Below are 13,238 nucleotides of genomic sequence, written 5' to 3' on the forward strand. Positions count from 1 at the left end.
GGCGCGCTGGCCGGGGTCCGCGAGGTGCTGGCCCGGGGCGGCGCGCCCGAGACGCTGGCCGGACAGGTCCCCGCCGCGCGCGGCGGGCAGGCCGCCGAGGCCCTGACCGAGGACCCGTGGCGGCTGCTGGCCGTCACCGGGGTGCGGCCGGAGCAGGCCGACGGCTTCGCGCGGGCGCTGCTGGGCGGCGCCTGCGGGCCGGACGATCCGCGCCGGGCCGTCGCCCTGACCGTGTGGCTGCTGGACCGGGCCGCCCTCCGGGGCCACACCGCGCTCACCCTCGACGAGGTGGCGGCCGGACTCGCCCGGCACGAGGTCCCCGACCCGGAGAAGGCCGTCGAGACGGCCGTCTCCGAGGGCGCCGTCCTGGTCTTCCAGGAGGAGGAGCCCGAGGGGGCCGAGCCGGAGGACGCCGAGGAGGGCGAGCCGTCCGAGGCGGCCGTCGCGAGCGACGAAGGCCCGGTGGAGCCCCCGCTGCTCGGACTCGACCGGTACGCGCTGGCCGAGGAGAGCCTCGCGGACGGACTGGCCCGGCTGGTGCGCACCGTCACCGCCGAGGAGTGGGACGGCGGCGAGCTGGAGCGGGCCGTGGGCGGCCACGGCCTGGTGCTGCACACCGGCGGCGAGGCCGCGCGGGCCGAGCCCCTGGCGCTGGCCGCCGCCGCGCGGGAGCGCGGGCTGCGGGTCCTGGTCACCGTGCACGACGCCGAGCGCCCGGGCGACGGGGAGCGGGCCGCCGGGACGACGGTGCCACTGGCCGCGCTGCTCTCCGGGACGGCCGGTCCGGGCCGGGACGAGGAGGGCGCGCTCGCCCTGGACCTGCTGGTGGTGCTCGACGCGCCGCAGCTGGACGTGGAGACGGGCGCGATGCTCGTCGAGGCGCTGCCGGACGGCTGCCGGCTGGTCCTCGGCGGCGATCCGGAGGTCCTCGGGTCGGCCGGTCCCGGCGCGGTGTTCGCCGACGCGCTCGCGGCCCGCGTCTGCCCCCGGGTGGCCTCCCGCCGCCCGGACCCGGGCCCGCTGGGCGAGCTGGTCTCCGGCATCGGCGTCGGCGAGCTGAACCAGGTCGAGGCCCCCGGCAAGGAGGTCGTGATCGTCCCCGTGCGGGACGCCGGCGAGGCCGTGCACCGCACGGTCCAGCTGGTCGCGGACTCGGTGCCGCGCGCCTTCGGGCTCTCCCCCGAGCAGACCCGGGTGATCACGGTCGGCCACGGCGGCTCGGCCGGGACGCGCGCGCTCAACACGGCCCTCAAGCAGCGGCTGAACCCCGGCCCGGGCCGCTTCGGCGGCTACGACCCGGGCGACCGGGTGGCGTACGCGCCGGCGCCCGGCCGCACGGTGACGGGCACGGTCCTCGGGGCCGACCCCGAGGGCCTGCGGCTGAGCACGGGCGAGGGCGAGGTCGTCGTACCGAAGGAGCGGGTGGAGTCGGCGCTGCGGCACGGCTGGGCGCTGACCGCGCACCAGGCGGCCGGCGGCCGGTGGCCCGCGGTGGTGGTGGTGCTGCCGGGCGACGCGGCGCCGGGCCTGAGCCGGCCCTGGGTCTACACGGCCTTCGGCCGGGCCGAGCGCCACCTGTCGGTGGTGCACGGGGTGGACCAGGCGCTGCCCCGGTCGGTCGCCGAGGTCCTCGCGCCGGCGCGCACGACCCGCCTCCGGCCGCTCCTGATCGGTCTCCTCGCCACGCCCGACGAGGAGTGACGGCGGCGTCCGGCACGCCGGAGGGCCGGGACACCACCTGGATGTCCCGGCCCTCCGGCGTCCTCCCCGGGGCGCGTCAGCGGTCGGCGGCCACCTCACCGGCCTCCTCGTCGTCGAAGACGGAACTGATGTCGAAGCGGCAGAGGATCCGCTCCGGGTCGGCCTGCTCGAAGGGGGTGGCCAGCCACTCCCCCGGCTCCGGGAGCTCTTCCGCGGCGGTGACCCAGAGGGTGGAGTCGCCCTCCTCCAGGCCGAACTCCTTGTGCCGGGAGGCGATCTCGTCGGGTTCGTACTCCCCGAAGAGGACGCCGAGCGCGGCGGCGGTGGAGCGTGGACCGTCCTCGTCGTGGTCCAGGTCGGCGACGCGCCGGGCCTGGGCCGCCAGCCGGCGCGGCTCGGCCACGGCGTAGTCGCGGCGGATCAGCACGCTGAGGGCGTGCGGTTCGTCAGGTCCGGCGTAGGGGGGCAGTCCGTCCTCGGCCCCGGGGATCTCGAAGGGGGTCACCTCGTCGTAGCGGTCGTAGAGGAGTTCGTCATAGGTCTCGGCGGCGGCCGCGAGGGCGTTGAAGGCCTCGTACACCGCCGTGTCGTCGTCCCCCGTGCGGTGTTCGACCGCCGCGAGGTGACGGTCCAGTGCGGTCTTGACCGCCTCCGCGGCGGCACGTACCTCGGCAGCGGTCGGCTGCGCAGCATCAGACATGGGACAGACGCTATCCGTACCAGGCCGGTGCCCGCACAATAGATGCGATGCCGGAATACGAATTTGTCGACGTGTACGTGCCGCGTGGACTCTCCCGCAAGGAGACCGCGCGGCTTCTGACCGACCATGCCGAGTACGGACACTGGGAGTTGGACCGCCTCACCCTGCGCCTGGACGGGAGCCGCAGGGTGCGCCTGAAGCGGCGGATCATCCGTCAGATCCGCGCGACCTGGTGACGGACGCGGAAGGGGCCCCGCACGGCGCGGGGCCCCTTCGCGTTCCGGCCGGTGCGGCTCAGGCGCCGCGGCGGGTGCGGCGGTAGACCAGCGAGCCCGCGAGGAGCATCCCGGCGGCGGCCGGCACGATCACGCCGAGCGGCGCGGACGAACCGGTCTCGGCCAGCTCGTCCGGCGAGGCCGGCGGCGGCGTGAGCTGCGGGCCGGGGTGGTTCGAGCCACCGTCCGAGCTGGGCGGCACACCGGGCGTACCGGGAGTGCCGGGGGTCCCGGGAGTCCCCGGCGTACCGGGCGTTCCCGGAGTGCCGGGGGTACCCGGAGTGCCCGGTGTCCCCGGAGTGCCGGGGGTCCCGGGCGTACCGGGGGTTCCCGGGGTGCCGGGAGTGCCCGGCGTTCCGGGAGTGCCGGGCGTACCCGGAGTGCCCGGCGTACCGGGGGTGCCCGGCGGGGTCTCCTCGCCGTAGCCGCCCGGCTCCTCGCCGTAGCCGCCGGGCTCCTCCTCGCCGTAGCCGCCGTCGGAGGGCTCTCCGTCGGCGCAGTCGTTGCCCATGGCGGGGTTGCCGAGGCCGATGCCCGTGACGCTGTTCCCGCAGACGTTCACGGGCACGTCGACCGGCACCACCACGGTGTTGCCGGAGGCGACGCCCGGGGAGTCGCTCGCGTGCGCGCCGCCGGACGCGCCGGGGCGGGCCTGCGCGGGGATGTTGGCACAGGAGTTGCCCATCGCCGGGTTGAGGACCCCGACGACGTCGACCGTGTTGCCGCAGGCGTTGACCGGGGCGTGGACGGGGACCTGCACGGTGTTCCCGGACGCCACTCCGGGTGAGTTCGAGGCCGAGCCGCTCGCGGCGGAATCCGCCTGCGCGATGCCGCCGCCGAGCGCGAGGACGCCTCCGGCCGCCGCGACGGTGATGATGCTCTTGCGCGTGACCTGTCGCATAGCTTGCTTACCTGCCTTTTCGGCAATTCGCCTGATCGGCGTGGGATGAGGGCCACCGGGCCCGTGCCCGGGGCGGAATCGCCACCGGCCCCGGAGTGCATGGCACGCACTCCGGGGCCGGACGGCTCACGCCCTCAAGGGGCGGGGCACAACGTCAGGCGTTGACGCAGGTGTTGCCGAAGGCGGGGTTCAGCAGACCGATCACGGAGACCGTGTTGCCGCAGACGTTCACGGGAACGTGAACCGGGACCTGCACGACGTTGCCCGAGAGGACACCGGGGGAACCGATGGCCGCACCCTGGGCACCCGCGTCGGCGACGGCCATGCCCGCGCCCGCGAGAACGAGACCGCCGGTGGCAGCCGCAGCAGCGACGACCTTCTTGATCATTATTCCTCCTAGTTGACAAGTGCGGCCCCAGCCGCGGACCGCAACACCTGTAACGAGGGGGAAGGGAGAGGGCTACGAGCCCTCGGGGTCATTCACTCTTTCCGGTCACGGCCAAACGCGCTGCCGAATTCCGGGCCGGGCCGGCCCCTCGGTCAGCAGGCGTCCAGGAAGCGGTCCAGGACGCGCACGCCGAACTTCAGGCCGTCGACCGGGACGCGCTCGTCGACGCCGTGGAACATTCCGGCGAAGTCCAGCTCCGGCGGCAGCTGGAGCGGGGCGAAGCCGAAGCAGCGGATGCCGAGGTCGTCGAAGGACTTGGCGTCGGTGCCGCCGGAGAGCATGTACGGGACGGCGCGGGCGATCGGGTCCTCGGCGCGCAGGGCGACCTGCATGGCGTCCACCAGGGCGCCGTCGAAGCTGGTCTCCAGGGCCTTGTCGCCGTGGACGTCCTCGCGCTTCACCTTGGGGCCGAGGATCCGGTCGAGGTCGGCCAGGAACTCCTGCTCGTAGCCGGGCAGGAAGCGGCCGTCGACGTGGGCGGTGGCCTGGCCGGGGATCACGTTCACCTTGTAGCCGGCGCCGAGCATGGTCGGGGCGGCGGAGTTGCGCAGGGTGGCGCCGACCATCTTGGCGATGCCGCCCAGCTTGGCCAGGGTGCCGTCCATGTCCTCGGGGTCGAGCGGGGTGCCCAGCGCGTCGGACAGCTCGTCGAGGAAGCTGCGGACGGTCTTGGTGACGCGGACCGGCCACTGGTGGCGGCCGAGCCGGCCGACCGCCTCGCACAGCTCGGTGATGGCGTTGTCGGAGTTGGTCATCGAGCCGTGGCCCGCCGTGCCCTCGACGGTGAGCCGCATCCAGTGCATGCCCTTCTGGGCGGTCTCGACCAGGTAGAGGCGCAGGTTCTCGTTGACGGTGAAGGAGAAGCCGCCGACCTCGCCGATGGCCTCGGTGACGCCGTCGAAGACGTCCCGGTGCTTGTCGACCAGGTGGCGGGCGCCGTAGGTGCCGCCGGCCTCCTCGTCGGCCAGGAAGGCGAGGACGATGTCGCGCGGGGGCTTGCGGCCGCTGCGCAGCCGGTCGCGGACGACCGCGAGGGTCATCGCGTCCATGTCCTTCATGTCGACGGCGCCGCGGCCCCAGACGCAGCCGTCGGCGACCTCGCCGGAGAAGGGGTGGTGGGTCCAGTCGGCGGCGTCGGCCGGGACCACGTCGGTGTGACCGTGGATGAGGAGCGCCGGGCGGGAGGGGTCCTCGCCCTCGATGCGGGCCACGGTGGAGGCCCGGCCCTGGTGGGACTCGATGATCTTCGGTTCGAGGCCGACCTCGGCGAGCTTCTCGGCGACGTACTCGGCCGCGGCGCGCTCCCCGGGACCGGAGTGGTCGCCGTAGTTGCTGGTGTCTATGCGGATGAGGTCCCGGCAGAGGTCCACGACCTCGTCCTCGCCCGAGACGGTCCGGCCGGTGTTCGACTCGCTCACGCTGCTTCCTCCCACGACGTGCCCCACGTGCTTGCTGGTGGTCTCCCCCATCCTCCCGCGCCCCCGCCCCGGCGGCGCAAGGGCGTCCACCGGCCGACACACCGCCGACACATGCCGAGACGGGGTGCCCGGCGGGGCGGAGGGGGCGGGTGGGGCGGGCGAGGGGGTGGTGATCGACCACCCCGAATGTTTGCTATGGTTTTCCTCGTCGGAACGGCCCAGGGCCGCGAGACACACACCCTGTCCGGGTGGCGGAATGGCAGACGCGCTAGCTTGAGGTGCTAGTGCCCTTTATCGGGCGTGGGGGTTCAAGTCCCCCCTCGGACACCAGTGGAAGTCCCGGTCGAGATTCTCTCGGCCGGGACTTCGGCGTTCGCGGACGAGGTGAGGCGGAGCCGTGCGAAGGAAGAGGGTGCCGGCCGCGCCGCTGCCGCAGCGGGACGGGGTCGACGCCGTGCGGCTGCGGCTGCCGGAGGACCCGGAGGGGGTCTGGCCGACGGTGGGGGCGTATCTGCTCGGCCGGTACGGGACGGCGGTCGGCGCGGAGCGGATCGGCGCGATGCTGGAGGCGGGGCGGTTCGTCGGCGCCGACGGGCGGGCGGCGGCGGGAGCGGAGCCGTACGAGCCGGGGCGGTGGCTGTGGTTCCACCGGGACCTGCCGGCCGAGGAGCGGGTGCCGTTCGAGATCGGCGTGGTCCACCGCGACGAGCGGATCCTGGTGGCGGACAAGCCGCACTTCCTGGCGACGACCCCGCGCGGCCGGCATGTGGCGCAGACGGCGGTGGCGCGGCTGCGGGCGGAGCTGGAGCTGCCGGCGCTCCAGCCGGCGCACCGGCTGGACCGGCTGACGGCGGGCCTGGTGCTCTTCGTGCTGCGGCCGGAGGACCGGGGGGCGTACCAGCTGCTGTTCAAGGAGCGGCGGGTGCGCAAGGAGTACGAGGCGGTGGCGGCGTACGACCCCGGGGTGGAGCTGCCGGTGACGGTGCGCAGCCGGATCGAGAAGGAGCGGGGGGTGCTGGCCGCCCGGGAGGTGCCGGGCGAGCCGAACGCGGTGAGCCGGATCGAGCTGGTGGAGCGGCGGGGCGGTCTCGGGCGGTACCGGCTGCTGCCGGAGACCGGGAAGACGCATCAGCTGCGGGTGCACATGAACGCGCTGGGGCTGCCGATCCTGGACGATCCGCTCTATCCGGTGGTGCGGGAGGACGGGCCGGAGGACTACCGGCGACCGCTGCGGCTGCTGGCGCGGGCGCTGGAGTTCACCGACCCGTTCACGGGTGAGGAGAGGCGGTTCGTCAGCCGCCTCTCGCTCGGTCCGCTCAGTGGCCCCGGCTGATCCACTCCTCCAGGTGCGGGGCCTCCGCGCCGATGGTGGTGGAGTCGCCGTGCCCGGTGCGGACCACCGTCTCCGGCGGGAGGGTCAGGAGCTTCCCGCGGATCGAGTCGACGATCGTGGGGAAGTCCGAGAAGGACCGGCCGGTGGCGCCGGGGCCGCCCTGGAAGAGGGTGTCTCCGGTGAAGACGGTGCCCAGGTCGGGGGCGTACAGGCAGACCGCCCCGGGGGCGTGGCCGGGGGTGTGGAGGACCTTCAGGTCCGTCCCGGCGATGGTGAGGACCTGGCCGTCGGCGAGTTCGCCGTCGGGGCTGTGGTCGGGGTGGGTGAGCTTCCACAGCGGCTGGTCGGCGGGGTGCAGCAGGACGCGCGCGCCGGTGGCGGCGGCGAGCGCGGGTGCAGCGCCGACGTGGTCGTCGTGGGCGTGGGTGCAGACGATGGCGCGCAGGGCGCGGCCGTCGAGGGCTTCGAGGACGGCGTCGGCGTCATGGGCGGCGTCGATGACGATGGCCTCGGTGTCGTCGCCGACGATCCAGACGTTGTTGTCGACCTCCCAGGTGCCGCCGTCGAGGCTGAAGGTGCCGGAGGTGACCAGGTGGTCGATGCGGGCGGTCATCACAGCACCACCACCGAGCGCAGCACGTCGCCCTCGTGCATGCGGGCGAAGGCCTTCTCGACCTCGTCGAGGGCGATGGTCTCGGTGACGAAGGCGCCGAGGTCGATGCGGCCCTGCCGGTGCAGGTCGATGAGCATCGGGAAGTCGCGGGACGGCAGGCAGTCGCCGTACCAGGACGACTTGAGGGAGCCGCCGCGGCCGAAGACGTCGAGCAGGGGGAGTTCGAGCCGCATCTCGGGGGTGGGGACGCCGACGAGGACGACGGTGCCGGCGAGGTCGCGGGCGTAGAAGGCCTGCTGGTAGGTCTCCGGGCGGCCGACGGCCTCGATGACGACGTCGGCTCCGAAGCCGCCGGTCAGTTCCCGGATCGCCTCGACGGGGTCGGTGGCGCGGGAGTCGACGGTGTCGGTGGCTCCCATCTCCTTCGCCTTGGCCAGCTTCCGCTCGTCGACGTCGACGGCGATGATCTTCGAGGCTCCGGCGAGGCGGGAGCCGACGATCGCGGCGTCGCCGACGCCTCCGCAGCCGATGACGGCGACGGTGTCGCCCCGGGAGACGTTCCCGGTGTTGATCGCGGCGCCGATGCCGGCCATCACGCCGCAGCCGAGGAGGCCGGCGATCTCGGGGGCGACGGCCGGATCGACCTTGGTGCACTGGCCGGCGGCGACCAGGGTCTTCTCGGCGAAGGCGCCGATGCCGAGGGCCGGGGAGAGCTCCGTGCCGTCGAGCAGGGTCATCCGCTGCTCGGCGTTGTGGGTGGCGAAGCAGTACCAGGGGCGGCCGCGGCGGCAGGCGCGGCACTGGCCGCAGACGGCCCGCCAGTTGAGGATCACGTAGTCGCCGGGGGCGACGTCGGTGACGCCCTCGCCGACCGACTCGACGATGCCGGCGGCCTCGTGGCCCAGCAGGAAGGGGAAGTCGTCGTTGATCCCGCCCTGCTTGTAGTGCAGGTCGGTGTGGCAGACGCCGCACGCCTGGATCCGTACGACGGCCTCGCCGGGGCCGGGATCGGGGACGACGATCGTCTCGATCCGCACCGGCTCGTCCCGCCCGGGGGCGATGACCCCCCGCACGTGCTGTGGCATCGCTGACTTCCCTTCGAACCGGAGGATCTTGTGAACCTCCTGCGTACCACTATCTCCTGATAAAAGGCGAGACCCCCGCAGGTCGTGCCCGCGGGGGTCCGCCGCTCCCGTGGGGGGAGTCGGGGGGAAAGGGTGGTTCAGTCCAGCTTCGCGGCGGTCCGGCGGACCCGGCCGCGGACCAGGAACCAGCCGCCGACGAGCGCCGCGGCGATCAGCGGCAGGCAGTTCACCGTGGTGCGGCCGATGCCGCCGTCCATCCACATGAGGACGACGACCGAGGCCAGGAAGACCAGGGTCACGATCTGGGTGTAGGGGGCCCAGGGCAGTCGGTAGGCGGGGCGGACCAGCTTGCCCTGCTCGGCGCGGCGGACGAAGAGCAGCGAGCAGACCATGATCATGGCCCAGGTGCCGATGATGCCGATGGAGGCGAAGTTCAGCACCAGCTCGAAGGCGTCCTCCGGCATCACGAAGTTGAGGAGGACCCCCGCGACGCCGAAGCCCGCGGTGAGGAGGATGCCGCCGTAGGGCACGCCGCCCTTGTTCATGACGCCGGTGAACTTGGGCGCGGAGCCGGCCAGCGACATGGAGCGCAGGATGCGGCCGGTGGAGTACAGGCCGGAGTTGAGGCTGGAGAGGGCGGCGGTGAGGACCACGAGGTTCATCACGCCGGCGGCGCCGGGGACGCCCAGCTTGTCGAAGACGGTGACGAAGGGGCTCTGGTCGCCGGAGTAGGCGGTGTACGGGAGGATCAGCGCGAGCAGGACGACGGAGCCGACGTAGAAGAGGCCGACGCGCCACATGATCGAGTTGATCGCCTTCGGCATGATCTTCTCGGGGTTCTCGGTCTCGCCGGCGGCGACGCCGCACAGCTCGACGGAGGCGTAGGCGAAGACGACGCCCTGGACGAGCAGGAGCATCGGCATCACGCCGTTGGGGAAGATGCCGCCGTGGTCGGTGATGTTGGCGAGGCCCGGGGTGGAGCCGCCGACGTCGTGCGAGGTCACGATGAGGAAGATGCCGACGAGCATGAAGGCGACGAGGGCGGCGACCTTGACGATCGCGAACCAGAACTCCATCTCGCCGAAGTACTTGACCGAGATGAGGTTGGCGGCGAGGACGACCGCGAGGGCGATCAGGGCGAGGATCCACTGCGGGACGTCGCTGAACATCGACCAGAAGTGGGCGTAGGTGGCCGCGGCGGTGATGTCGGCGACGGCGGTGGTCGACCAGTTGAGGAAGTAGAGCCAGCCGGCCGTGTAGGCGCCCTTCTCGCCCATGAACTCACGGGCGTAGGAGACGAAGGCGCCGGAGGACGGGCGGTAGAGCACCAGCTCGCCGAGGGCCCGGACCACGAAGAAGGCGAAGACGCCGCAGACCGCGTAGGCGATGAAGAGCGAGGGGCCGGCGCTGGCCATCCGGCCGCCGGCGCCGAGGAAGAGCCCGGTGCCGATCGCGCCGCCGATGGCGATCATGTTGATGTGCCGGGACTTGAGGTCCTTGCGGTATCCGGCGTCGCCGGCGTCGACGTGGGGGGAGGCGGCCGGGTCCGCCGGGGCGGCGGACAGCGGCTCGGCCGCGATGACGCGGTCAGTCATGGAGTTGTCGCCTTCGTGAGGGTGTGGGGGCTGTGCGGTCCCGCCGTGCCCGGGGTCCCTTCGTGGGGGTCGCCCCGGCACGGCCAGCGCACATCCTCACGGCAAGGCGCGCTCACTGACTGTGAGCGAATTCACTGAACGCCCTTATTTGAGCTAGTTCAGAGGTTACGCAGCGCTGTACGACGGACAGGCGTCGTCACGGGGCCAGCACGTCCAGCTCCTTGAGCGCGCCGACGGCGATCTCGCGGGTCAGCGCCTCGGCGCGGACGGCGTCCCGCTCGCGGACGGCCTCGGCGACCTGGACGTGCAGCGTGACGGCCGCCGGGTCGGGGTCCTCGAACATCACGTGGTGGTGGGTGCGGCCGGTGAGGACCTCGGCGACGACGTCCCCGAGGCGGGCGAACATCTCGTTCCCGGAGGCGTTGAGGACCACCCGGTGGAAGGCGATGTCGTGGACGAGGTACGCCTCCAGCTGCCGGCCGCGCGAGGTGGCGACCATGCCGAGGGCCTGCTCGGTGAGTTCGCGGCACTGGGCCGGGGTGGCGTGCAGGGCGGCGAGGCCGGCGGCGACGGGTTCGACGGCCGAGCGCAGCACGGTGAGGGAGCGGAGCTGGCGGGGGCGGTCGGCGCCGGCCAGTCGCCAGCGGATGACCTGGGGGTCGTACACGTTCCAGCTCTCGGTGGGCAGGACCGTGACGCCGACCCGGCGGCGGGACTCCACCAGGTGCATCGACTCCAGGACCCGGACGACCTCGCGGACGACGGTGCGGGAGACGTCGAAGCCCTGCGCGAGCTCGTCGGTGCGCAGGACCGTGCCGGGCGGGTACTCCCCCGCGGTGATCGCGAGGCCCAGGGTGGCGAGCACGTGCGAGTGGAGCCCCTGGGCCGATGTCGTCATGGTGCCCAGCCTATGCGGGGCCGGGCCGGTGATCACACCGGAGCGCGGGGGGAGGGGCGGGTCGCCGGGGGCCGACGGGGGGGGCCGCGGAGGCGCGGTGATCTTCCGGCGGGAATTAAAAGTACTACTTTTATGTCACAGGCTCTTGAATACGTCGTACTCAATGGGTTTCATGAGCGCGACGGATCGATGTCGCCAAGACAGCACCGATGTCGAAGAAGACAGCGAGGCACCCCCCATGAGCTCCACCCCCCACCCCGCCGCTCCCCCGGTCGTCGTCGTCATGGGCGTCGCCGGGACCGGCAAGACCACGATCGGCCCGCTGGTCGCCGACGCCCTCGGCCTCCCCTACGCGGAGGGCGACGACTTCCACCCGGCCGCCAACGTGGCCAAGATGTCGGCCGGCGTGCCGCTGGACGACGCGGACCGGGAGCCGTGGCTCGACGCCATCGGCGCCTGGGCGCACGACCGGGCCGGGCACGGCGGGGTGGTCAGCAGCTCCGCGCTGAAGCGGATCTACCGGGACCGGCTGCGCGCGGCCGCCCCCGGCGTCGTCTTCCTGCATCTGACCGGCGACCGGGAGCTGATCGAGGGCCGGATGGCCGCGCGCAAGGGGCACTTCATGCCCACCGCGCTGCTCGACTCGCAGTTCGCCACCCTCCAGCCGCTGGAGGAGGACGAGGCGGGCGTCGCCGTCGACGTGACGGGCACCCCGGAGGAGATCGCCGCCCGGGCGGTGGCGGCCCTGCGCGCCTTCGACCGGCCCGTCCCCCTCTTCTGACCCGTCACCCCGCTCCCCCCTTTCCCCGCTCCCCCGCTCTTCCTGCCTCTCTCCCCTCTCACCCCCAAGGGACCCACCGTGACCAGTCTCAGCGTCGAGATGCTGGCAGCGGACGCCGCCGAACCGATCACCTCGGCGGGCAACGCACAGCTGGGCATCGCCGTGCTCGCCGGCATCGCCGTCATCGTCCTGCTCATCACCAAGTTCAAGCTGCACGCGTTCCTGGCGCTGACCATCGGCTCGCTCGCGCTCGGCGCGTTCGCCGGGGCGCCGCTCGCGGACACCATCAAGTCGTTCAGCACCGGCCTCGGCAACACGGTGGCCGGCGTGGGCGTGCTGATCGCGCTCGGCGCGATCCTCGGCAAGCTGCTCGCCGACTCGGGCGGCGCCGACCAGATCGTCGACACGATCCTGGCGAAGGCGAGCCGGCGCTCCATGCCGTGGGCGATGGTCCTGATCGCCTCGGTGATCGGTCTGCCGCTCTTCTTCGAGGTCGGCATCGTGCTGCTGATCCCGGTGGTCCTGATGGTCGCCAAGCGCGGCAACTACTCCCTGATGCGGATCGGCATCCCCGCCCTGGCCGGCCTGTCCGTGATGCACGGGCTCATCCCGCCGCACCCCGGCCCGCTCGTCGCGATCGACGCCGTCGGCGCCAACCTGGGCGTCACCCTCGCCCTCGGCCTGGTCGTCGCGATCCCGACCGTGATCATCGCCGGTCCGGTCTTCTCCCGGTACGCCGCCCGCTGGGTGGACATCCAGGCCCCCGAGCACATGATCCCGACGCGTCCCTCCGAGGACCTGGAGAAGCGCCCCGGCTTCGGCGTGACCGTCGCCACGGTGATGCTGCCGGTCGTCCTGATGCTGGTGAAGGCGCTCGTCGACATCGTCGTCGACGACCCGGAGAACGCGGTGCAGAAGGTCACCGACGTCATCGGCTCGCCGCTGATCGCGCTGCTCGCCGCCGTCATAGTGGCCCTGTTCACGCTGGGCCGCGCGGCCGGCTTCACCAAGGAGCGGCTGTCCTCGACGGTCGAGAAGTCCCTCGCCCCGATCGCCGGCGTGCTGCTGATCGTCGGCGCGGGCGGCGGCTTCAAGCAGACCCTGATCGACATCGGCGTCGGCCAGATGATCCTGGAGTTCTCCGAGAACTGGTCGATCCCGGCCCTGCTCCTGGCCTGGCTGATCGCGGTCGCCATCCGGCTCGCGACGGGCTCCGCCACGGTGGCGACGATCTCGGCCGCCGGTCTGGTGGCCCCGCTGGCCGAGGGCATGTCCACCGGCGAGACGGCGCTCCTGGTGCTGGCGATCGGCGCCGGCTCGCTCTTCTTCAGCCACGTCAACGACGCCGGTTTCTGGCTGGTGAAGGAGTACTTCGGTATGAACGTCGGCCAGACGGTCAAGACCTGGTCGGTGATGGAGACCATCATCTCGGTGGTGGCCCTGGTGTTCGTGCTGCTGCTGTCGCTGTTGGTGTAGCGCGGCCGGTGCCG

General features: G+C 72.9%; 13 protein-coding genes and 1 tRNA gene. 6 read left to right on the top strand and 8 right to left on the bottom strand.

Annotated features, from left to right (window positions below):
• Nucleotides 1-1,701, top strand: a 1,701-nt coding sequence (locus IE321_RS09980) for a helix-hairpin-helix domain-containing protein (protein WP_190222542.1), incomplete at its 5' end; no start/stop codon positions are given.
• A 76-nt stretch (nt 1,702-1,777) separates the two neighbouring features.
• Here the strand turns inward: IE321_RS09980 and IE321_RS09985 are convergent.
• Nucleotides 1,778-2,401 (bottom strand): hypothetical protein, encoded by a 624-nt coding sequence (locus tag IE321_RS09985; protein ID WP_190222543.1) that lies wholly within the window; start codon nt 2,399-2,401, stop codon nt 1,778-1,780.
• Between the two features lie 47 nt (nt 2,402-2,448).
• Here IE321_RS09985 and IE321_RS09990 point away from each other — a divergent pair, with 47 nt between their 5' ends.
• On the top strand, nt 2,449-2,637 hold the full coding sequence (locus tag IE321_RS09990) for a DUF5703 family protein (protein WP_043223908.1): 189 nt from the start codon (nt 2,449-2,451) through the stop codon (nt 2,635-2,637).
• Between the two features lie 58 nt (nt 2,638-2,695).
• Here the strand turns inward: IE321_RS09990 and IE321_RS43020 are convergent, their stop codons facing one another.
• From IE321_RS43020 to IE321_RS10005, 3 genes are all read right to left on the bottom strand, one after another.
• A complete protein-coding gene (locus tag IE321_RS43020; RefSeq protein WP_190222544.1) occupies nt 2,696-3,577 on the bottom strand; it encodes a chaplin in 882 nt (293 codons plus the stop codon).
• A 154-nt stretch (nt 3,578-3,731) separates the two neighbouring features.
• Entirely contained in the window at nt 3,732-3,965 is a 234-nt protein-coding gene (gene chpH / locus IE321_RS10000) for a chaplin ChpH (protein ID WP_015032475.1), read from the bottom strand.
• A gap of 152 nt (nt 3,966-4,117) precedes the next feature.
• Nucleotides 4,118-5,443, bottom strand: coding sequence for a M20/M25/M40 family metallo-hydrolase (locus tag IE321_RS10005; protein ID WP_043223905.1), 1,326 nt, complete (start codon nt 5,441-5,443; stop codon nt 4,118-4,120).
• Between the two features lie 242 nt (nt 5,444-5,685).
• On the opposite strand from IE321_RS10005, the gene IE321_RS10010 reads away from it, so the two are divergent.
• Together IE321_RS10010 and IE321_RS10015 are read left to right on the top strand one after the other, a co-directional pair.
• A tRNA-Leu gene (locus IE321_RS10010) sits at nt 5,686-5,773 on the top strand.
• Between the two features lie 67 nt (nt 5,774-5,840).
• Nucleotides 5,841-6,776 (top strand): pseudouridine synthase, encoded by a 936-nt coding sequence (locus IE321_RS10015; protein ID WP_190222545.1) that lies wholly within the window; start codon nt 5,841-5,843, stop codon nt 6,774-6,776.
• Here the strand turns inward: IE321_RS10015 and IE321_RS10020 are convergent.
• The 4 genes from IE321_RS10020 to IE321_RS10035 form a co-directional block, all read right to left on the bottom strand.
• Nucleotides 6,760-7,389 carry an MBL fold metallo-hydrolase gene (locus IE321_RS10020; protein WP_190222546.1) on the bottom strand — a complete coding sequence of 210 codons (630 nt, stop codon included), beginning with the start codon at nt 7,387-7,389 and terminating at the stop codon, nt 6,760-6,762. The two genes, IE321_RS10015 and IE321_RS10020, sit on opposite strands and share 17 nt — an antisense overlap.
• Nucleotides 7,389-8,474, bottom strand: a complete 1,086-nt coding sequence (locus IE321_RS10025; RefSeq protein ID WP_190222547.1) for an S-(hydroxymethyl)mycothiol dehydrogenase — start codon at nt 8,472-8,474, stop codon at nt 7,389-7,391. Before IE321_RS10025 ends, IE321_RS10020 begins: the two co-directional genes overlap by 1 nt.
• Nucleotides 8,475-8,611: 137 nt before the next feature.
• Nucleotides 8,612-10,069 (bottom strand): amino acid permease, encoded by a 1,458-nt coding sequence (locus tag IE321_RS10030; protein ID WP_190222548.1) that lies wholly within the window; start codon nt 10,067-10,069, stop codon nt 8,612-8,614.
• 196 nt (nt 10,070-10,265) lie between these two features.
• Nucleotides 10,266-10,967, bottom strand: a complete 702-nt coding sequence (locus tag IE321_RS10035) for a FadR/GntR family transcriptional regulator (protein WP_043223900.1) — start codon at nt 10,965-10,967, stop codon at nt 10,266-10,268.
• A gap of 238 nt (nt 10,968-11,205) precedes the next feature.
• Here IE321_RS10035 and IE321_RS10040 point away from each other — a divergent pair, with 238 nt between their 5' ends.
• Complete coding sequence (locus IE321_RS10040; protein ID WP_043223899.1) at nt 11,206-11,748, top strand: gluconokinase; 543 nt, start codon at nt 11,206-11,208, stop codon at nt 11,746-11,748.
• A 78-nt stretch (nt 11,749-11,826) separates the two neighbouring features.
• Complete coding sequence (locus IE321_RS10045) at nt 11,827-13,224, top strand: GntT/GntP/DsdX family permease (RefSeq protein WP_043223898.1); 1,398 nt, start codon at nt 11,827-11,829, stop codon at nt 13,222-13,224.
• Nucleotides 13,225-13,238: the final 14 nt, after the last annotated feature.

It is taken from the genome of Streptomyces hydrogenans (genome assembly GCF_014656075.1).
Taxonomy (GTDB): Bacteria; Actinomycetota; Actinomycetes; order Streptomycetales; family Streptomycetaceae; genus Streptomyces; species Streptomyces hydrogenans.